The sequence below is a fragment of the Caballeronia sp. SEWSISQ10-4 2 genome, from assembly GCF_030464885.1.
Classification (GTDB): domain Bacteria; phylum Pseudomonadota; class Gammaproteobacteria; order Burkholderiales; family Burkholderiaceae; genus Caballeronia.
In genome coordinates this window covers 24,746-45,438 of sequence record NZ_JALPRJ010000023.1, presented here as the reverse complement: position 1 = coordinate 45,438, position 20,693 = coordinate 24,746, and the positions used below count along the sequence as shown (strand labels likewise).

13 protein-coding genes are annotated in these 20,693 nt (G+C 59.9%); 6 read left to right on the top strand and 7 right to left on the bottom strand.

Annotated elements, in window-relative coordinates:
• Positions 1–41 precede the first annotated feature (41 nt).
• On the bottom strand, positions 42–2,294 hold the full coding sequence (locus M0D69_RS17280; protein ID WP_301783178.1) for an SLC26A/SulP transporter family protein: 2,253 nt from the start codon (positions 2,292–2,294) through the stop codon (positions 42–44).
• A gap of 195 nt (positions 2,295–2,489) precedes the next feature.
• On the opposite strand from M0D69_RS17280, the gene M0D69_RS17275 reads away from it, so the two are divergent.
• The gene (locus M0D69_RS17275; RefSeq protein WP_301783177.1) at positions 2,490–5,798 is read left to right on the top strand and encodes an adenylate/guanylate cyclase domain-containing protein; all 3,309 of its coding nucleotides are present in this window, start codon (positions 2,490–2,492) and stop codon (positions 5,796–5,798) included.
• A 16-nt stretch (positions 5,799–5,814) separates the two neighbouring features.
• Here the strand turns inward: M0D69_RS17275 and M0D69_RS17270 are convergent, their stop codons facing one another.
• Positions 5,815–6,171 (bottom strand): hypothetical protein, encoded by a 357-nt coding sequence (locus M0D69_RS17270; protein ID WP_301783176.1) that lies wholly within the window; start codon positions 6,169–6,171, stop codon positions 5,815–5,817.
• Between the two features lie 624 nt (positions 6,172–6,795).
• On the opposite strand from M0D69_RS17270, the gene M0D69_RS17265 reads away from it, so the two are divergent.
• Complete coding sequence (locus M0D69_RS17265) at positions 6,796–7,596, top strand: winged helix-turn-helix domain-containing protein (protein WP_301783175.1); 801 nt, start codon at positions 6,796–6,798, stop codon at positions 7,594–7,596.
• 158 nt (positions 7,597–7,754) lie between these two features.
• On the opposite strand, the gene M0D69_RS17260 is transcribed toward M0D69_RS17265, so the two are convergent.
• Positions 7,755–8,897, bottom strand: a complete 1,143-nt coding sequence (locus M0D69_RS17260; RefSeq protein ID WP_301783174.1) for a porin — start codon at positions 8,895–8,897, stop codon at positions 7,755–7,757.
• Positions 8,898–10,253: 1,356 nt separating this feature from the next.
• Entirely contained in the window at positions 10,254–11,150 is an 897-nt protein-coding gene (locus tag M0D69_RS17255; RefSeq protein ID WP_301783173.1) for a LysR family transcriptional regulator, read from the bottom strand.
• Positions 11,151–11,242: 92 nt separating this feature from the next.
• Here M0D69_RS17255 and M0D69_RS17250 point away from each other — a divergent pair, with 92 nt between their 5' ends.
• On the top strand, positions 11,243–12,199 hold the full coding sequence (locus tag M0D69_RS17250; RefSeq protein ID WP_301783172.1) for an SDR family oxidoreductase: 957 nt from the start codon (positions 11,243–11,245) through the stop codon (positions 12,197–12,199).
• 92 nt (positions 12,200–12,291) lie between these two features.
• Here M0D69_RS17250 and M0D69_RS17245 read toward each other — a convergent pair whose 3' ends face one another.
• Both M0D69_RS17245 and M0D69_RS17240 read right to left on the bottom strand, forming a co-directional pair.
• Positions 12,292–13,293: a 4-hydroxythreonine-4-phosphate dehydrogenase PdxA gene (locus tag M0D69_RS17245; protein ID WP_301783171.1), complete on the bottom strand. Its 1,002-nt coding sequence runs from the start codon at positions 13,291–13,293 to the stop codon at positions 12,292–12,294.
• A 39-nt stretch (positions 13,294–13,332) separates the two neighbouring features.
• Positions 13,333–14,508 carry an L-rhamnonate dehydratase gene (locus tag M0D69_RS17240; protein ID WP_301783170.1) on the bottom strand — a complete coding sequence of 392 codons (1,176 nt, stop codon included), beginning with the start codon at positions 14,506–14,508 and terminating at the stop codon, positions 13,333–13,335.
• Between the two features lie 221 nt (positions 14,509–14,729).
• On the opposite strand from M0D69_RS17240, the gene M0D69_RS17235 reads away from it, so the two are divergent.
• Positions 14,730–15,653, top strand: a complete 924-nt coding sequence (locus M0D69_RS17235; RefSeq protein WP_301783169.1) for a LysR family transcriptional regulator — start codon at positions 14,730–14,732, stop codon at positions 15,651–15,653.
• Position 15,654: 1 nt separating this feature from the next.
• Here M0D69_RS17235 and M0D69_RS17230 read toward each other — a convergent pair whose 3' ends face one another.
• Positions 15,655–16,968, bottom strand: coding sequence for an MFS transporter (locus M0D69_RS17230; protein ID WP_301783168.1), 1,314 nt, complete (start codon positions 16,966–16,968; stop codon positions 15,655–15,657).
• 564 nt (positions 16,969–17,532) lie between these two features.
• Here M0D69_RS17230 and M0D69_RS17225 point away from each other — a divergent pair.
• Both M0D69_RS17225 and M0D69_RS17220 read left to right on the top strand, forming a co-directional pair.
• Positions 17,533–19,899 carry an ATP-binding protein gene (locus M0D69_RS17225; protein WP_301783167.1) on the top strand — a complete coding sequence of 789 codons (2,367 nt, stop codon included), beginning with the start codon at positions 17,533–17,535 and terminating at the stop codon, positions 19,897–19,899.
• Positions 19,900–19,969: 70 nt separating this feature from the next.
• Positions 19,970–20,692 carry a methyl-accepting chemotaxis protein gene (locus M0D69_RS17220; RefSeq protein WP_301783166.1) on the top strand — a complete coding sequence of 241 codons (723 nt, stop codon included), beginning with the start codon at positions 19,970–19,972 and terminating at the stop codon, positions 20,690–20,692.
• Position 20,693 lies beyond the last annotated feature (1 nt).

Below are 20,693 nucleotides of genomic sequence, written 5' to 3'. Positions count from 1 at the left end.
CAATCAATGGGAGTCTGCATGAGAGGCTCCCATTGCCATGTTCAATGGTCGGCCCGCAAAGCCTCATCCGCTACGGCCAGCCGGGAAGCCATGACCTTGACAACGAAACGATGAAATTGCTGGGCAGTGACAGCGTCGTCCTGCTCAAGCGCACGCAACGCTGCTAGCGAGAGACGCCGCACGCGCGCCGGACCTTCAGCGTGCACATTCGCACTACGCGGCTTCTGCGAGTACACCGCCATTTCTCCGACAATCGTACCGGCTCCGAAGGAGCGAAGCCTGACCGATCCGCCTCCGGCAAGCGGCAGTGAGACAGTGACCCGGCCCCGTTCGACGAAATACATTGCGTCGCCCGGTTCGCCGTGAAGAAACAAGGGCTGCCCCATGCAGATGTCGCACACCTCCAGGCGGGCCATCAGCTTGTCGAACGCATGCGGCGTGAAATGCGCGGCGAACATTGCGTGGAAATTTTCCTCGCTGACGGGCAACGCATGTGACTCTGCGGCGAGCAGCCGGTCCTCGACCCACTCTAGCCCGGCATCCAGCGTCGCGAACTCGTGAATCCGCAGGTTGAGCGTACCGGTCTTGGCGAGCAGATCGCGCGAGCGTGCCGGCAGCGCAGTCAGCACGAGGTCCGCATCGATACCCGCGCACATCTGCCTTAGCTTCACGAAGCCGACCGATACCGACGCGTCCATTCCTGTTGTCGCAGCGAAGTCGAGCAACACGAAGCGAACGGGTGCGGGACGAGGCGCGGACAGTCGTTCACGCATGCGCTGCAGGATCGAATTGACGGTGCCGAAGAAAAGGAACCCTTGCAAACAGGTACCGCACACCTGTGTACCAAGTTCGCGCAGCCGCTGGGTTTGCTCGATGCTGCGCTCGACATTCGATGTCCGGGTGCTGGCGTCGAACTCCAGACGCACGCAACTGGCACGTCCGTACAGCAGCGCGAACATCACGCACGCGGCGACGACGCCCGCGACCACACCCGTGACAACGCCGTAGACCGCCACCACGCCCAGGATCACGGGTATCAGCAGGTACTCATACCAGTTGAGCTTGCTGTACGCGGTGACCAGCCACTGTATCAACAGGCGCAGCCCCAGGAAAAGTTGCAGCCCGACCAGGACCGGCACAGGAAACAGCGCCACCAGATCCGGCGATACAGCCAGCAGGATCAGGCAAGCGAGCGATGCGAACACGCCCGCCATCCGGCTCGTCGCGCCTGCGCGCACATTAAGGAGCGAGCGGTTGAAAGACTGATAGCCGACCATCCCGCCCAGCATGCCGCTGGCGATATTGGCGAGGCCCGCCGCCCGCATCTCGCGATTCAGGTCGACGTCCTCCCCCGTCGCCGCGCCCATCGCCGTGGAATTCATCAGGATCGTGATCGCGGCAACCGACGTGACCACCAGGGTCTCGGGCAGATGCGCGCCAATGGCCGGCCAGTCGACATGGCTATGCGCCAGAGAGGCCGGCAAATGCAACGTTGGCAACGCTGACAACTCCGGAACGTGGATCGGCCGCAGCGGTACATGAGGAAGCAACAGCCCCATGTGACGCGCGTCGTCGACCGACAGGTGCGCGGCGTAGAGCAGCAGGTAGAAGAGCGCGATGCCGAAGGCAAGCGTCAGCGGCAGCACCGCCGCATGGTTCCACGCGCGCGAGAGCGTGGTGAGCAGCGCACCGACGACCACGGCAGGCGTCCACGCAAGCCAATGCAGTTGAGTCAGCAGAGCGAGCACCGTGCGCCAGTGCGGCGCTTCGCCGGTCAGCACGCGAAATGCGCCCGCGATCAGCAGATAGCCCGTACCCGCGAGAAAACCGCCTACGACCGGATACGGCAGGAACTGCAGCGAGCGGCTGCGCTTGGACGACCCTATTGCGTACAGGATCACGCCGGTCACGATCGAACATAGCGCGATGGCGATCAGCACTGTCAGCAGAATGGTTTGAGGCGAACCGCCGTCGGCACGCACGCTGCTCGCGACGCCAGCCGCCACACCGGCGAGAAACGCCGTCGCATTGCTGTCCGGGCCACCTATGTTCATGCGCATGGAACTGGTCAACGCGATCACCAGAGCGGTCACGACGCAACTCACCAAAGCGGTCGGCACCCCCAGTTCGGCGTAGCGCGCAAGATCCGCGCTGAAGACCAGCGTGCCGAGACTCATCGCATAACAGAGCATGACCAGTGTCGAAACCGCACCGGCAATCAGGTCGCCAAGCAGCCCCGTGACGCGCGGGCGTGCGCGGACCTGGGTGGCGGAACCGGTTGTGCCTGGCTTCACGGCGCTCTCCCGATGAATGCGGGTCGACCCTCGGCTCGTCGAGTATCCGCCGCTGCGCGAGACCGTGTCAATTTCCGCTTGGGTCGTTTCCCGTGCCTGTTTAATACAACGCGACGTACACTGTATTTCGAGGATCGACCTCGCGCGGCTGGTTATGCGCGCGCCAATTTCAGGGAACCGCTTTGGGCGACGGCGATGAATATCGATCAGTGGCTTGATGCATTGGGGCTTGGGCAATACGCACGCGCGTTTGAGGAGAACGATATTGATCCGGCGATGCTGCCGCAGCTCACCGACGCGGACCTGAAAGAACTCGGCATCGTCTCGCTTGGCCATCGCAAACGTTTGCTGACGGCCATTGCCGGGAACAGCGGCGCGGCGCCGTCCACCACACCGTCCTCGATACCCTCCACCACGCCGCCCGTGCCCGCTGCGCCGTCGGGCGAGCGCCGGCAGGTCACCATCCTGTTCGCCGACCTCTGCGGCTTCACCGCGCTCTCGCAGGGGCTCGACCCTGAGGAATTGCGCGAGCTGACGGGGCGTTATACCGCGCTCGTCGACGGCATCGTGCTCGGCTATGGCGGCACGATCGACAAGCATATCGGCGACGCTGTGATGGCCGTGTTCGGCGCACCGCGCGCGCACGATACCGACCCGCTGCGCGCCGCCCGCGCGGCAATGGACATCCACGAAGCACTCGCCGGACTTGGCGAGCCTGCATCGCGCCCGTTGCAAGCGCATATAGGCGTCGCAAGCGGCGAGGTGGTGGCAGGCACGCTTGCGCGCGCCGATGCTCAGGACTACACGGTACTGGGTGACTCCGTGAATCTCGCCGCGCGCCTGGTCGCCGCCGCCCGTCCCGGCGAGACCCTGCTCTCCGATAGCGTGCAGCGCGCGCTCGACGGCTGCATCCTCAGCGACGCCGCCGGCGAAATGCGTTTCAAGGGTATCGATGCACCACTGCGTGTCTGGCGCCTGCGCGGCATTGTGGGCGAGTCCGTGACGGCAAGCCGCAGCCTTTTCGTCGGGCGCAAGGCGGAACTGGATCAATTCAGGGGAATCGCCTGCGCATGCCGCGACCAGGGTGAGGGGCAAATTGTCTACGTGCGCGGCGAGGCGGGTATCGGCAAGACCCGCCTCGTCGACGAGATGCGCCGCTTCGGCGACGCGCAGGGTTTCGCGATCCATCGGGGTCTGCTGCTGGATTTCGGCATGGGCAAGGGCCAGGATCCCGTGCTGGCGATCATTGGCAGCCTGCTAGGCCTGCGGCCGGGCGCACACTCCGGGGATCGTAGCGACGCCGTTGCGCGAGCCACCGCGTCCGGGGTCCTCGGTCCGGAGCAGGTCGTGTTCCTGCACGACCTGCTCGATCTGTCCCAGACCGGCGAATGGCGCACGCTCTACGATGCCATGGACAATGCCATGCGCAACCGGGGCAAGCGTGCCGTCGTCGAGACGCTCGCAGCGAATGCGTGCGGGCACGGGCCAACCATGATCATTGTGGAAGACCTGCATTGGGCGGATCCACAGGTAATGGGCTACCTGTCCGCCTTCGCCACTGCGGTTGCGCGCGGTCCTGGACTGCTCGTGATGACTTCCCGCGTCGATAGCGATCCGCTCGATGCCGCGTGGCGGGCAAGCTGCCGTGGCACGCCCTTCACGACCATCGACCTCGGTCCGCTGCGAAGCGACGAGGCGATGACCCTTGCCGGCACCTTCGTCGATGCGACGCAGCGAATTGCTCTGGCGTGCATAGCCCGGGCAGGCGGCAATCCCCTGTTTCTCGAGCAACTCTTGCGCAATGCCGAGGAAGGACGCGGCGAATCGGTCCCCGCCACCATCCAGAGCCTGGTTCTAGCACGCATGGACCGCCTCGCGCCGCTCGATCGTCAGGCGTTCCAGGCCGCCGCCGTGATCGGCCAGCGCTTCGGCCTGGCGCTGCTGCGGCACCTCATCGACCGGCCGGATTACATTTGCGACGGACTCGTCGCCAATGCGCTCGTGCTGCCGGAAGGCGAAGATTTTCTCTTCGCGCATGCGTTGATCCAGGAAAGTGCGTACTCGACCTCGTTGCGGGCACGTCGGCGAGAACTGCATCGGCGGGCAGCAGGATGGTTCGCGCCGAACGATCCCGTGCTGTGCGCCCAGCATCTGGATCGCGCCGAAGACGAGCAGGCACCGCGTGCCTACCTCGACGCGGCGACGATTCAGCGCGCAGCCTACTTTACCGACGCAGCGCTGCGCCTCGTTCAACGCGGCCTCGACATTGCACGCAACAACGAGGATCGTCATGCGCTGATGTGCCTGAAGGGAGAATTGCAGCGCGACCTCGGCGACATTGCGGAATCCATCGCGACGTACCGGGCGGCCGTCGCTGCCGCACCGGATGAAACGAGCCTTTGCCAGTCGCAGCTCGGGCTCGCGGAAGGCCTGCGCGTCAACGAGGGGCTTGCTGAAGCGCTCGCCCTACTGGATGAGGCGCGACAGACGGCCGAGCGTCACGACATGGTGCCCGAGCTTGCGCGCCTGCATCACCTGCGCGGCAACATCCTGTTCCCGCTTGGCAAGATTGAAGAGTGCCGCAGCGGGCACGAACAGGGGCTGGTCTACGCGCGCCGTTCGGGACTGCCCGAAGCGGAGGCGCGTGCGCTTGGGGGACTCGCCGACGCCGCCTATGCGCAAGGACAGATGCGCTCGGCCTTCGAGTACTTCAGCCGCTGCGTCGCGTTGAGCCGCGAACACGGCTTAGGCCGCATCGAGGTCGCCAATCGTTCGATGGTGGGATTCAGCCGCATCTATCTCAACGAGGCGCGGCAGGCACGCGAAGACGGGCTCGCCGCGGTGCGCGCAGCGAGGCTGGTCGGTCAGGCGCGTGCGGAGATGCTGAGTGAGACGCTCGGCGTCTTCGTCAGCTACGAACTGGGTGACGCCGAAGCAACACGGGCCCATCTCGAACGTGAGATGCGCCTGATCCGTCAACTGGGTGCGCGGCGCTTTGAGGCGCAGAACCTGGAAATGCAGGCACGCCTGCTGATCGACGATGGTCACCGGAGCGAAGCCGCCGCCCTGCTGCGCGACGCGCTGGCGATCTGTCGCGAGGTGGGTACTCAGTTCAGCGCACCCAAGGCGCTGGGTGCGCTAAGCCGCGCGGTCGAAGACGACGCCGAGCGGGTACGGATGCTAGCCGAAGGCGCCAGTCTGTTGAGCCGTGGAGCGGTCGGTCATAACCACCTCTGGTTTTATCGCGACGCGATCGAAGCGATGCTGTCGGCCGGCGATGCCGCAGGAGCACTGAGCTACGTCGCAGCACTCGATAACTACACTCGCATGGAGCCGCTGCCATGGGCTGACCTGTTTGCGGCGCGCGGGCGAGCTCTTGCCGCCGCATTGCAAGGCCGTCCTGACGAAGCGTTGCGGCGTAGCCTCGAACTCGTGCGTGCTGCGCTGGCAGATGCCGGCTTTCGTAGCTTCTTGCCGGCGGTGGTGGAAGCACTGGCCGCGTAAGCGAGAGGCCCGCGGTTCAGTCCCGCGCTGTATTCTGCGAATGCCCGTGTGTCGGCGAGGCTATACAGGCCTGCAACGCCGTAATGGCGACGGCCGCCAAAGTGAGCGTTTCCTCGCAGGCGGCCACGTTGTTGAAGATGCCGCATCCGCCTCCCTTATTAACTTTCGATACCGCCGCGCGCGCCGTGTCGAGTGCTGCCTCCGGCGAGCCATTGTCTTTGATAAAAGCAGACATATTAAAAACGCTACCTGCCCGCGACTCGACCAACTGCGGACAGCGCTCATCAGAGCGCGCGTCGACGGCGAACAACGTGGCGGACAGGAAGGCAGCAGGCCAGACAAGGCTATGCACGGTATTAAGCAGGACTTTCATTGGCTGCACCTCTAAAAGGCGTCAGGTTCAACGATCGACGGATCATGCTCGCAAACGCTTGCAGGTCGAAACCGCTTGACCTTGAAATATTAAACTACACGTTCAAAATTACTATCGCCAATCTTAATCAAGCATTCTCTGTCATGAGAAGATATTAAGTACGCCCCCAAGATAAATCCTTAACCATTTGTAGGATTTCCCTTACTCAAAGGTGGGATTATCCTTCGAAAACCCGTATATATTTTATAGATTTAGAATTCCTAATGCATTGGATATATTTAATGGTCTAAGATAGCCGAAAAATGAAGGCTAGCTTCCCGGTCCGGAGTGTTTGCACTAATCGGCCGGGTGGAAACTCCCCTCTGCCCGGAGACGTCCACGGTATTCACGAACTTCACAACACGCATTAGAGCACCGGGCGCAAGCCTCTAGCGTGTTGGAGCGTCGGCATAAGGTGAGTAAGTCCTTCAGCAATTCTGAAGCCTGCGCGTGCGTCTAATCGTAGCAACCCGCAACGCGTCGTGAGGGCATCAGGCTCCCGCTCGTGCCGTGCTGTCGTATTCCTGAATCACCAATAGAGCTGCCAATCTCGCGGCAGCTCCAAAGTCATGTCAAGAGAAAGAGATGAATACACGTATCTTGTTTGTTGGGCACGATCCGGCCGCCTTCGGGATGCTAAGCGACTTTCTCGAAAGTCGCGGCATGGCCGTCTATGTGCTTGATGGCGGCCGCTCATTGATCCGCTACATGAAGCAAGACATGCCGTCGCTGATTGTATTGCGTGACGGCACGCCCAACGTTCAAGCCACGACCATCCTGCAAACCTTGCACAACGCGGGACACGATACCCCGGTTATCGTGATCGGCTATCCAAAGGATGCAGTCGATGCAATTATCTGCCTGGAACTTGGCGCTGAAGACTACTTGAGAATGCCTTGCGATTCGCATGAGTTGTTAGCGCGTATTCATAACGTGCTGCGGCGCAGGCTGCAAAATGGACAATCGTTGCTGCCGGGACTCGGAAAATTCCAGCTGGGAAGCATCGCTCTCGACTTGCGGGCGCAAGAGGTTACACGCGACGGCCGTCCGGTCACGCTGCATCCGAGCCTGTTCCCGCTATTACGCCTGTTCGTGGAACATCCACTGACGGTGCTCTCCCGACGCACCATAGTCGCCAAGCTGCGAGACACCCCGGTAGGGTATAGCGAGCGTTCGCTCGACGTACTCGTCTGGCGGCTCAGACAGGTGTTGGAGCCCGATCCTTCGCTTCCACGGTTCATCCAGACCATTCGCGGACGAGGCTATGTCTTTAGTCCATCCGGTACTGGCTCACATCCAACCGATTTCGACGAGCCGGATGCCACGCTGCAACCGCCGCCGGCGTCGCGACGAACGGACCAGCATCCGCAGGCAATACCCCTCTGAGCGCATGCTCAGACCGGTTCGCACGGCGCTATGCAAGGGATAGAGTCTAGATCCCTTCTCCTACTCCGATGACCGGCCCAATCGAACAGTCCGGTCATCGGATCACCTCTTCATTCATGAATGCCCGCGATGCATTGCGGGCACATCACTGACAACGATCAGAACTTGTGGCGGATACCAACAGTGACGACAGCTTGCGAGTTCTTGCCTGAATCCGTATCCGTCGATCCGACCACGGCGTCTGCCGCACCCAGCCCGTTGGAGCCGCTAGCACGCGTATAACCGGCGAAGGCGTAGAAGTCGGTACGCTTGCTGATGAAATAGTCCGCCGCAATAGCAAATTGGTTGTAAGTGGCCGAGGAATCGCCGCTTGACTTCATGTAGACGTAACCAATTTCCGCGCTAAGCGGTGCAGACACTTGCCAGACAGCGTAGGCAGAACCAACCTTGTATTTTTCGGCGGTCGAGAATGCAGAACTTGCGTCCGGCTTATAGTCCGAATAGCTGCCGTAAGCGCCAACCGTCACCGGTCCGAACTGGTAGTTGCCGCCGAGGCGAGCAATGTTGATAGCCTTCGCCGACTCGTAGTGAAGGTTGACGTTGGAGTTGAATAACGAATCCGCCGTAGACGTGGACGAACTGGTTCCGCGTACCGACGCAGTGCCATTGTCAATGTGCAGGTAACCCGCTGCGAGAGCGAGGGGACCGCTGTTATAAGCCAATGCGGCGGCGTAACTTTGGCCATTGCTCGTCGATCCCGCAACCCCGCCTACCGCGTACATCGCTTCGGCTGTCAGGCCACCCCAGCTCGGGCTCGCCCACTTGATTGCGTTGTTGAAACGAACGCTGTTGTCAGCGTTATCCACGTCGCCCGGCGAGGTAAAAACGCCGCCAAGATAGTTGTCGCCCTGCACCGGCTGGACCAGGTCGACTACCGGGTCGTATTGGCGACCTAACGTAACGGTACCCCAAGTGGTACCCGACAATCCGACGAACGCCTGGCGCCCGAATTCACGGCTGCCCTGACCCAGCTTTCCGGTCGTCGAGTTAAAGCCGTTTTCCAACTGGAAAATTGTCTTGAGACCGGCGCCCAGGTCTTCCGAACCCTTGAGGCCCCAGCGTGAGCCCGATTCGTTACCGGCAGTCATCGCGAACTGGGAGGCGGATCCACCGCTGTTATGGGTGTACGTAAAGCCCGTATCGATGATCCCGTACAGAGTCACAGAATTTTGTGCATGGGCCTGGATGCTGGAAACGGCGACAGCGAGAGTGGCCAGCGTTAGAGCAATCTTTTTTGTCATGGGTACATGTCTTGGTTCGTTGATGGGATCAAGCGAAGCAGACAATAAAACGTCTTCTCGAAACCAAAAATGATTTTTCAATATCTGTCGCTAAAGCGATACGTTACGCACTCCACCTAATTAAATTTGATCGATAAACCTTACCGATTGTTCTTGGTAAGGAGTTGATAAGTCATTCTATGTATCTAAGAAACTTACCTTGGCTTCCCTGTAGCAAACGTTTTCGCAACGCGCTCTGACAGCGTCGACGGCGTCAAATCAAGCGATGCGCGCATGGGCCATATTCCAGATCCAGAGGGCAAGAATATGCCGTAAGACCCTCAGCTAACACTTCATTTTGTGTTCGGATATATTCCCCAACAGCTCTGTGCTAGGTGAAAGTTGTTGCCAAACATTTTCATTCCGTGTGAGTCAGAGGCAGCATCCTGGGGTGCTGCCTCGCCCGCCTTCTTTCATTTTTATTCAAGATTCCTAATAATTTGTCGTGAAATTGACTGAATGGTCGGGGGGTTTCGTTCGCACTTGGGGTTTGGGGTTCTTGCGGTTGTAGGGATGGGTTTATGCCGGGGTGCTGCTTTCGGTGTTAGTGGTCGGGGGTGATGCCGGGTTGGTGCTTTCGGCCTTAGTGGTCTGCGGGAGTCGGATTTTCTCTTTATCACTGTTAGCCACTGTGCGTGGCGGCACTTCATTTCTTTTTCCAACAAAGCGACAAAGAAACGAAGCAAAGAAAGCGCTTTCCAACCACCGGCAAGTTAGTGTCCCCAGCGTGCACACCACGGTTTTTAGCACCTGATAGCACGGTGCTCGCCAGACTCGATAATGTGTGAACCCCTCCTTCTCGCGAATCCTGACACGAACACGCTTCGCCCCCAACGCTCTCGGGCAAGTACCATGATCCCCAGACCATGACGGCCTGACGTGTGCCGGTCGCCGCATTTCGTCGTGGGTTGTAGTGATCTGCGTGCTTCTTTCTTGAGGTGGTTGTACGCGGATAGCGCGGCGTGTACCCGTGGCAGGTTCAGTCACTGGTGGCGAAGCGTGTGGGTATCGGTGTTCGGAGAAGGAGGGGTTCAACCATCCGTGAGTCTGGCGAGCACCGTGCTATCAGGTGCCAAAAACTTCTAGCCTGCACGCTAGGGACACTCACTTGCTGATTGTTGGGAGGCGTTTTCTTTGCTTCTGTTTCTTTTTCGCCGGTGTGGAAATGAAGTGCCGCCACACACAGTGGCTAATAGTGATAAATAGAACAGCCAACATAGACCGGCCACGGGCGCAGAAAGCACCACCCCGACACCACCCCCGACCAACAGCCCCAGCCCCCCCCCGTCCACCGGCGCGAGCGAAACCTCACTTTGGCTAAACCGCGTGAACGTAGCTTTCCAGCCCCTCGACCAGGGCCGCAAACGTGGCCCGGCAACTCGGGTTGTCGCGCAGATCCTCATGCATGGCCAGCCATGTATCGAGCCGAAGCGAAATCTTCTTAGGAAAAAGGCGGATCAAGTCAGGGTTGCGACGAGCAAGCCCCACCTGACATACGCCAATACCAAATCCCGCCCTCAAAATCGCGAGCGAAGCCAGGTCGCTGTCGGTGCGTAACGACATCCTCTCCCGGCGAAGCTCCGGTAGCTGCGTCTTCATGCTGCGAATAAACGCGGTTTCCTTGTCGAAGCCTATGAGCGCATGGTTAGCCAGGTCGTCGATACTCGCCGGCTTGCCGCGACGGTCCAGATAACGCTTGTGCGCATAGAGGCCAAGCTCGACATCGCCGATCCGGCGCGCGATCAGCACGCCCTGACTCGGTCGCTGCATCCGTACGGCAATATCCGCTTCACGCTGCAACAGGTCTTCAATCCGGTTGGACGGCATCAGTTCGATAACCAGCTCCGGGTAAGCGGCATGCAGTCCAGTGATGATAGGCGGCAACACTTCCACGCTGATGACGTCGCTTGCCGTGATGCGGATGGTGCCGCGCACCCCCACTCCCTGGCTCGATGCGGCACGCAATAACGCGGCACTATTCGATTCCAGCGCCTCGGCAAAAGGCCATAACGCCAATGCTTCCTGCGTGGGACTAAGACCCTGTTGGGTGCGGATAAAAAGTGCATAGCCCAGCGCTTGTTCAAGCGCATCCACATGGCGCCCCACGGTAGGCTGCGTCAGCCCGAGCGCACGCGCCGCGCCGGAGAGCGAACCCTCGCGCAACACACCCAGGAAAGTACGGTAGAAATCCCAGCTCGGTTCGGTCTCGGTCATACAAAAATGTATATCAGCTCTATTGCCATCGATAATTTCATTTAACCGCCGCCTGCGCAAGAATAATCGTCATCTACAGCAAGGAGGCAAATATGACGCAGGCTATTGCATTGGTTTTGGGAGCTACCGGCAGCATAGGCGGCGAAGTCGCGCGGCAACTTGCTGCTCGAGGCTGGATGGTGCGCGCGTTGCATCGCAATCCCGCCGCCTTGAAAGAACGCGACGATCGCTTCGAATGGCTCAGGGGCGACGCAATGATTCGTGAGGACGTCATCGCGGCTGCGGCCGGCGCGCAGCTTATTGTTCACGCAGTCAACCCGCCCGGGTATCGCAACTGGGCCGGGCTCGTGTTGCCCATGATCGACAACACGATCGTGGCCGCGAGCGCCTCGGGCGCGAGGATCGTGCTGCCCGGCACGGTTTATAACTATGGCCCGAACGCGTTTCCAGTGTTGCGCGAATCGTCGTCTCAGGAACCACTCACGCATAAGGGTGCGATCCGCGTCGAGCTGGAACGCCGCCTGCAAGCGGCAAGCTCGGAGGGAGTACGCAGTCTCGTTGTGCGGGCAGGCGATTTTTTTGGACCCGGCAGTAACGGCAATAGCTGGTTCTCGGGAGGTCTCGTCAAACCGGGCAAGCCCGTTCGCGCCATGTTCTACCCGGGCAAGGTTGGCATCGGACATCAGTGGGCCTATGTACCGGATGTGGCGCAAACCATGGTACGTCTGATCGAACAGGAGCATCGGCTGCCAGCCTTCGCGACCTACCATATGCTGGGCCACTGGGATGCCGACGGCACCCGGATGGTCGGTGCAATCAAACGGTGTGTCGATCGGTTCGACCTCAAGGTGCGTGCGTTTCCCTGGTGGGTGTTGCCCGTGATGTCACCATTCTCGGAGATGTTCCGCGAGATGCGGGAGATGCGTTATCTGTGGAAAGAGCCTATACGCATGGAGAATTCTTCGCTGCTGGAAACGCTGGGAGAGGAACCGCACACGCCTTGGGACAAAGCGGTCAGGACTACACTGACTTCGCTGCATTGCGTGTAAAGCTCTGCCTCGTCACAGCCCGTACAACGCGACCGCATTGTCATGAAACAGTGCTAGCCACTCGTGCGGTCTGCGACCATTGCCTTTAAGTGTCAGCCCATCCGCGCAAGCGCCATCTGCGTGACGATATCGAACGCCTTCTGCGTCGCGCCCACATCCGCGCGACCCTTGCCGTGGATATCGAACGCCGTGCCGTGTGCGGGTGTTGCTATGGGCACCGGCAAGCCGCCGTGCACTGTGACGCCGCGCCAGAAACCCATCAGCTTCATCGCGATCTGGCCTTGGTCGTGGTACATCGTGACCACACCGTCGAACGCTTTCTGGTCGCGAGCGCGCACGAAGATGGTATCGGCCGGGAAAGGGCCTTGAGCGTCGTAACCGAGCTTGCGCGCTTCGCCGACAGCCGGTGCGATCACGTCGATCTCCTCGCGACCGAATGCCCCGTTGTCGCCGTTATGCGGATTAAAGCCGCACACCGCGATGCGCGGGTTCGGGTTACCCGCGCGCTTGAGCCCGTCGTGAATCAGCCGCACCGCGCCGATGATCCGCTCGGCCGAGAGCTTCGCGCTTACGTCTTTCAACGCCATGTGAGAGGTCACGCGCGAGGTCCACAGTTCGTCGAGCACGTTGAACTCGCAGAACGCGCCGGTGTAACCGAGTTGTCTCGCGAACCACTCCATCTCGTCGCTGGTCTCCATGCCCGCCATATGCAGCGAGGTCTTGTTGACCGGCGCGAACAGCATGCCTTGCGTGCGATTTGCCTTCGTCAAGGCGAGTGCCTGCTTGAATGCGTCGAGGCTATAGCGACCGCCGCGCTCGGTGGAAATAGCGCGTTCATAAGGAACGTCATCGGACAGACGAAAGTCGATGAGCGACGGTGTGCCGCTGCCTGTTGCCGCGGTTTGCTCATTGTCGACGACGGTGTATTCGAAGCGCTGTCCCGCGATCTCCATGCCCGTCTCAAGCTCACGCCGGTCACCAATGATGAGCAGATCGGCCCGCGCCCGGTTCTCGGGTTTCGCGAGCAAACGCGCGATGAGTTCGGGGCCGATTCCGGCAGGGTCGCCAAGCAATACTGCAATACGAGGTGTCATGCGATTTCCGTATGTTTAATGTGTGCGGCGCAGATCGAGTCACTCGATGATGTTGAAGTCGTCGAGATACTTGTCGCTCAGGGTGATGCCGAGTCCCGGCGTCTCGTCGGAGAGTTGCAGGAAACCGTTCTCCGGTTGCGGCTCGCCTTCGAAGATGTAGTAGAACAACTCGTTGCCCACTTCAACATCGAATACCGGAAAAAATTCGGACATCGGGCTCGCGATGCTCGACATGGTCAGGTGATAATTATGCATCTGGCCCGCATGCGGGATCACCGGCACCGACCACGCTTCCGCCATTGCGTTGATCTTGCGTGCAGCCGTGATGCCCCCTACGCGGTTGGTGTCGTACTGGATCACATCCACCGCGCGGCGTTCGAGCAGGTCCTTGAAACCATAGCTCGTGAATTCGTGTTCTCCGCCCGACACAGGAATGATGTTCATCTTCTTCAGTTCCTGATAACCCTCGATGTCGTCGCCGATCACGGGCTCCTCGATCCAGCGCGGATTGAATTCGGCGAGACGCGGCAACATGCGGCGCGCGTATTCGAGCGTCCAGCCCATGTAGCATTCGACCATGATGTCGATGTCGCCACCGGCCAGTTCACGCAACAGCCGTACTTGTTCCAGGTTCTTCGCCATGCCCTTCGGTCCGTCCTTCGGACCGTAGCCGAAGCGCATTTTCATCGCGGTGAAACCCTGGTCGAGATAACTTTGCGCTTCGGCCAGGAACACGTCGCGGTCGTCGTTGTTGTAAAGCTTCGACGCATAGCACCAGATCTTCTCCTTTGTGCGGCCGCCGAGCAGCTTGAACACCGGCTTCTTCACCGCCTTGCCCATGATGTCCCACAAGGCGATGTCCACTGCCGAGATCGCGGCCATGCCAATCCCTTTGCGGCCCCATGCGTGCGTACGCCGGTACATCTTCTGCCAGATATATTCATTGTCGAACGGATCTTCGCCAATCGCGATAGGTGCAAGGTATTCGTCGACGATCTGCTTGGCAATGCGCGGCGCAAGCGCACAGTTGCCGATGCCGATGGTGCCGTCGTCGCACTCCACTTCCACCACGAGCCAGCCGTGAAAGCGGAACGAACCCATCGCGTCGCCGCGCTCGTAGAGAATGTCCACGGCGTTGGTGCAGAAATGCGCCTGTGGCGGCACGACCTTGCCATTCCATTCAAAGACACGCGTGCGGATATGTTTGATTTTCATGCTCTGACTCTCCTCGAAGAAGTTAGTGGCTCGACCGTTGTTCGCCAAGCGCTGCTGTGGAATCGATATCGATCTCGATGGAACCGCTGCACTGCGTAGCACGCGGCTCGCTCAATTGAGGGTTTTTGTGCGTGTCGTTGGATACCCGTAGTGTGCGAAACTACGCGATAACTGACTACTGAATTAATCGCATCGCTCTATTCCCTGGAGTTATCGCTCGCATGATCGCGCCCGCCTCGACCATCCGCAAACGCTTGCGCCTGCGCCACCTGCAACTCATGGTGGCGCTGTCGGAAACCGAATCGCTCAGGCGCGCCGCCGACGAACTCGCAATGACGCAACCCGCAGCGACCAAGGCGCTCCAGGAACTGGAAGACACTGTCGGCGTGTCGCTCTTCGTGAGGCACGCGCGCGGCATGGAGCCGACCATCTTCGGCGAGGCCGTGATGCGTTATGCGCGCGTGGTGTTCGAAGACCTCGACGAACTGCGCGAGGAACTGGCGGCAATCGAGGCCGGAGATATCGGCAAGGTGCGCATCGGCGCTGTGATGGCCCCTGCGCCGGAACTGCTGACGCGGGCCATTGTGTCGTTGAAAGCGGCGCATCCGCGCCTGCAGATTTCCGTGCAGATCGATACCAGCGACGTGCTCGTGCAAGCCTTGCAGCAAGACCAGCTCGATATCGTGATCGGGCGGATTCCAGACGGGTTTCCGGCGCTGGATCTGAGTTTCGAAACCTTGTCGGAAGAGGCTTTGTCGATTGTCGCGCGGCCGGACCATCCCGCTGCGAACGCTACAGTACGGCCGAAGCTTGCGGAGCTGGCGCAATATCCGTGGATCGTCCAGCCGCATCCAAGCCCGATGCGACAGATCATCGACCAGACCTTTCGCGAGTCACGCGTCGCGCCACCTGTCAGCACGGTCGAGACCTCGTCGATCCTCACCACGCTCTCGCTGTTGCGCGACTCGGACATGCTCGCGGTATTGCCAAGTTCGGTGGCGCAGTACTACGTCGCGCTGAAGACCATGACCTCGCTGCCGACGCCATTACGTGGACGGCTCGCACCCTATGGGCTGATCCTTAGAAAGAATCGCCGGATCAGACCGGCGACTCAACTCGTGATCGATGCCATTCGCGGTGCTTGAGCTACCTCAGGCGATCGGCAAGTGTCATCTCGTGCGCGACGGTTTCATCGTCATGATCGGCGCCCGTATCGAGCGCGATATCCGGGCGCATGAAAAACGTCATCACTATGCCTATGGCGAGCAGCCCGACCGAGCCCGCAAAGGGTAACGTCCAGCTTCCCGTGTGATCCACCACGAATCCGAACACGATAGGCGAGAAGATTCCCGCCACCGCAGACCCCGCATTCACCAGACCGCTCGCAATCCCCACGTGCTTCGGCGTAATGTCCATCGGCACTGCCCAGATGGGCCCGATGGTCATCTCCAGGAAGAAGAACGACAGGCTCATGGAGGCAGCCATGACCGGCAGCGACTTCACGAATAACACCGGCGCGAGGAACACGAGCGCCCCGAGAAACGCACCGATGATGACATTGCGCCGTGCACTGACCACGTTGCCCGTGCGCTTCAATATCCGGTCGCTCAGCACGCCGCCGGCCGTATTGCCGACCACGCCCGAAAGGAACACGCCGGCCGAAAAAAGAGCGGAGCTTTTCAGATCGAGGCCACGGCCATGCATGAAGAACGTCGGCAACCACGTGAAGAATAGCCAGCCGGTCCAGCCGTAGCAGAAGTACACCATCATCGTTGGACCGATGCGCTTGAGCAGCCGCCGCCACGGAACCGGCGCGTGAGTCTTTTCAACCACGACCTTGCCTTCGGGTGGCAAACCCAGGGCTTCATCGGCCGTCATGTGTCGATGTTTGCGCGGGTTATCGGTGAAATACCACGCATAGACGCACACCCAGACGGCAGTCAGCACACCGACCAGGAAGAACGACGCACGCCATGATGCGAACGCCACCAGCAGCGCGATCAGCGGTGGCGTCAGCGCATTGCCGAGACGCGAGAAGGAGTGCGTGAGGCCCTGCACAAAACCGCGCTTTTCCGCCGGGAACCAGTTCGTCAACGCACGCGCCTGCGCAGGCAGCGCCGCGCCCTCACCAACGCCCAGCAGCATCCGCGCGCAGAACAGCGTGACGACACCGCCCGCGAAACCGGTCGCCACCGTGGCGACGATCCAGATGGACGCACAGATGATCAGCGTGGTCTTTGCACCGAAGCGATCGCTTAGCCAGCCGCCGATCACCTGGCAGATCGCGTAGGTGTAGGCAAAGGCCGCGAAGACGAGACCGACGTCGGTATTGGTGAGATACAGGTCGTCGCGAATCACGCCGGCAGCCGCCGAGAGATTCACACGATCCAGGTACATGATGAACGACATCGCGCACATGATCGCGAGTATCGATCGACTGACTTTGGGTCGATGGAACATCGTCTCCTCCAGTGTTGGCCTTCAGGCACTTTTTATGTGAGGCACTCCCGCTTCGAGCACTTGCCGAAACGGTTGGAGACAGAGTCTGTGCAATCCAGCGATACCCGTCTAGTGAAAATAGTTGATGAGGCGATTCCTTTTAGTTATACGTAGATGATGGCCTGCGAGCGCGCCGTGCGCTAAAGCGAATTTAGTTCGCCTGATATGCCGTTTGAAATTGCGTTCCCTAATTACGTTCCCTTAGGCACGCTTAGCGGCGCTCTTGAAAAACGCTAAGTCATTTTTTAATGCTTTAGATATTTTTTAATAGCCGGATGTTAACGGCCGCATTTTAAAAAACTTTAGGGCTTTTTCCATATTCAATTTCTTCGTTAAAGAAGAACAGCTTCCTTACCGCGCCTGACAAGGGGCATCAGGGGAAACCACGTTATTTTCGCTACCGGTCACGGATTAGTAACATTAAATCCACACTATTCGAGTCTCTTAAAGAACCACGCATTTCACTAGATCGACCTGATCTTAGTCGGGGCTCGATACACCAGTTTAGCCCGGGGAGTTTCTCAAATGACTATCCGTCATCGCATTACGTTATTGGTCATCCTGATGTTCATCGCTTTATCGGCGATAGGCGGTTATGCCATCTACCAGACCCGGCATAGCGCGTCCGAAGTGAAGCAGGTCACGGAAGGCGTGGTGCCCAGCGCACTGGCTTCCGCCGACCTGGTGTCCCAGGTCAAGGATGTGCAGCTCGCCACCATGACGCTCGTTTATTCGCCGGACGGCAACGTCGTCGCCCAGGCGCAGGACGCGCTGAAAGCGAAGAAGGCATCCTTGCTACAGGCCCTCGCCTTGCAAGCACGAGATGCACACAGCCACGCGCAGGTTGGGCTGGTGGCGCAAGCGAACGACAGCCTCGAGAACTACTTCTCGGCCATCAACGACACGGCGAAGATGAAAGCGGCGGGCAAGAACGAGCTCGCGCAGGCTTATCTGTTCGCGAACGTCGCTCAGTATCGCGACGAACTGGAAGGTATTGTCGAGACACTTCGCATCGAGAAGAACCGCGAGAAGGACGAGGCGATCGCGACGCTCAACCGTACGCTTGCGACGACCACCACCGCTATCGCAATTGTCACCGGTATCGCGGTCGTGCTCCTGACCTTGATCGGCACGCTGCTCTACCGGCAGATCACGCGTCCGCTAAGCCGCATGCAGGCCATGATGAGCGAGATCGCGTCCAGCCAGGACTTTACACGCCGCCTGCCCGTCGGGCGGATGGACGAGATCGGCCACTCCATCGTGGCGTTCAACGGGATGATCGAAAAGATCCAGGAAAACTCGGCCTTGCTCAAACAGAAGACCGCGGACATCCAGGCCATGCTGCAAAACATGCAGCAGGGCATTCTGACGGTCGTGTCGGGAGCGGTCGTTCATGCAGAGTACTCGGCGCATCTCGAAGCGATCTTCGAGACCAAGGACATTGCCGGCCGCAGTCTCATGGACCTGGTGTTCTCCGATACCGATCTTGGTTCCGATGTCCTGTCGCAAGTAGACGCGGCAAGCCATGCGTGCCTCGGAGAGGACAGCATCAACTTCGAGTTCAATCAGCATCTGCTGGTGCGTGAAACCGCGAAGCGCACGCCGGACGGCCGTATCAAGATCCTCGACCTGAGCTGGTCCGCCATCACCGATGAGACGGACACCATCGTGCGCCTGATGCTCTGCGTGCGCGACGTGACCGAGCTGCGTGCGTTGGCCGCGGAGACCAGCGAGCAAAAACGCAGGCTGGAAATGATTGGCGAAATCCTCGCGATCAACCAGCAGAAGTTCCACCATTTCATCGAAAGTTCATCAAGCTTCATCAGCGAGAATGAACGGATCATTCGCGAGCACCCGCAAGCGAACAGCGACGCTATTGCCGAGCTGTTCCGCAACATGCATACGATCAAGGGCAACGCGCGCACCTATAGCCTTCAGTACCTGACGGACATCGTCCATGAGACGGAGCAGAGCTACGACGAACTGCGCCAGCCCGACTCGCAGCGGTCGTGGAATCAGGAGGGATTGGCGCAAGGCCTGGCGCGCGTGCGTGAAGTAGTCGAGAGCTACGCCGAGATCAACGAGGTCAGCCTGGGCCGCAAGGGACCGGGTAACAGCGGCAGCGCAGAGCGATACCTGACGATCGACATCGAGCATATCCAGGAAAGCCTGCGTGAGCTGGAATCCATGAAGGTAGGCAATCCCGAGGACCTGATTGCGATGCGCGATTCAGTGCATCAGACCTTGCGTCTGCTCGGAACCGAAAGCATTGGCCAGGCGCTCGCCGGCGTGCTCGACTCGCTGCCTTCGCTTGCTAGGGAACTCGGCAAGGACGGGCCCGTTGTGCGTATTCATGACAACAACACCCGGCTGCGCAGTCAGGCCAGCGGCACGCTGAAGAACGTGTTCATGCATCTGCTGCGCAATTCCATGGACCACGGCATCGAAACGCCTGAAGTGCGCACGGCCCAAGGCAAGACATCGGGCGGCACGATCGATATCGACGTTGACCTGGACGACGAAGCGCTGTGCATCACGCTGAAAGACGATGGGCGTGGCCTGGCTTTAGGCAGGATTCGCAACATCGCCATTGAACGGGGCTGGATCGGCCGCGACGACAAGACCAGCGATGAAGAGATCGCCGACCTCATCTTCCGTCCGGGATTCTCGACTGCGGAGAATGTCACGGAAGTGTCGGGCCGTGGTGTAGGCATGGACGCCGTGCGCGACTTCCTCAAGCGTGAGAACGGTGGCATCCGATTGCGCTTTACCGACGACCATCAGGGCGCGGAGTTCCGCCGGTTCGAGACCATTGTGTGCCTGCCGGACAGCCTTGCCGTAGATAGTAGCGGCGCACGGGCACAACGCGAGGACGACGAAGTCCCAGCCTGACGCGAATGCTGGATACGAGAAGTGGCGCTCAACCCCTGGGCGCATCGATTGAAACACGGAAGGATTGATTGTGATTGAACAGTATCTGTTGGCGGCTCTGGCGGGCGGTGTGATGACCGCTATCGTGGCCCTGCCCTTGCACAAGTTGTATAGCGCAAGAGCGATGGCCCGGCTGCGATTCGAATCTGACGCCCGGATCAAAACGCTATCGCAAACCAGCGCGCAACAGAGCGCCTTGATCGACGGAGGCGAGCAAAAGAATCGGGAGCTGGAAGCCTCGCTCGCCCAATTGCATGAAGATCTCGCCAGGCAGTTGAAGATAGCCGGCGAAGATCGTTCGGCGCTGGCAACAGCCCTTGAGGACAAGGAACAGTTGCTCGATCAGGCCAAGCGGATTGCCGGCGAAGCGTCGCGGCTCAAGAGCCTGGCCGCGACCTTCGAGCGGTGGCACGAACAGATGATCTCGCTGATGACGCAGAACCAGGACATGCATGCGAAGAACCACGAGCTGTCGTCCATCGTCAAGCATGTGGTGATCGTCTCGCTCAACGCGTCGATCGAGGCTGCGCGGGCAGGAACCGCCGGGCGTGGATTTGCAGTGGTCGCAAGCGAAGTGCGGGCGCTGGCCGCGCGCTCGGAAGAACTGTCGCGCAGCTACCGGGACAGCCTGCACCGCAATGACCTGACAACGACGGCCACGTTCCAGGACATCCAGGCGGGCGGGAAGATGATCACCGCATCGCTTAGCAGCGTCGAGGTGCTTGCCGATCAATTTCAAGCAAGGCTTCATTAGG

Excerpts from the sequence above, each read along its gene's own strand:
- M0D69_RS17260 (WP_301783174.1), bottom strand. The coding sequence starts at position 8,897 with ATGACAAAAAAGATTGCTCTAACGCTGGCCACTCTCGCTGTCGCCGTT.
- M0D69_RS17240 (WP_301783170.1), bottom strand. The coding sequence starts at position 14,508 with ATGAAAATCAAACATATCCGCACGCGTGTCTTTGAATGGAATGGCAAG.
- M0D69_RS17275 (WP_301783177.1), top strand. The coding sequence starts at position 2,490 with ATGAATATCGATCAGTGGCTTGATGCATTGGGGCTTGGGCAATACGCA.
- M0D69_RS17250 (WP_301783172.1), top strand. The coding sequence starts at position 11,243 with ATGACGCAGGCTATTGCATTGGTTTTGGGAGCTACCGGCAGCATAGGC.
- M0D69_RS17255 (WP_301783173.1), bottom strand. The coding sequence starts at position 11,150 with ATGACCGAGACCGAACCGAGCTGGGATTTCTACCGTACTTTCCTGGGT.
- M0D69_RS17265 (WP_301783175.1), top strand. The coding sequence starts at position 6,796 with ATGAATACACGTATCTTGTTTGTTGGGCACGATCCGGCCGCCTTCGGG.
- M0D69_RS17235 (WP_301783169.1), top strand. The coding sequence starts at position 14,730 with ATGATCGCGCCCGCCTCGACCATCCGCAAACGCTTGCGCCTGCGCCAC.
- M0D69_RS17270 (WP_301783176.1), bottom strand. The coding sequence starts at position 6,171 with ATGAAAGTCCTGCTTAATACCGTGCATAGCCTTGTCTGGCCTGCTGCC.
- M0D69_RS17225 (WP_301783167.1), top strand. The coding sequence starts at position 17,533 with ATGACTATCCGTCATCGCATTACGTTATTGGTCATCCTGATGTTCATC.
- M0D69_RS17230 (WP_301783168.1), bottom strand. The coding sequence starts at position 16,968 with ATGTTCCATCGACCCAAAGTCAGTCGATCGATACTCGCGATCATGTGC.
- M0D69_RS17245 (WP_301783171.1), bottom strand. The coding sequence starts at position 13,293 with ATGACACCTCGTATTGCAGTATTGCTTGGCGACCCTGCCGGAATCGGC.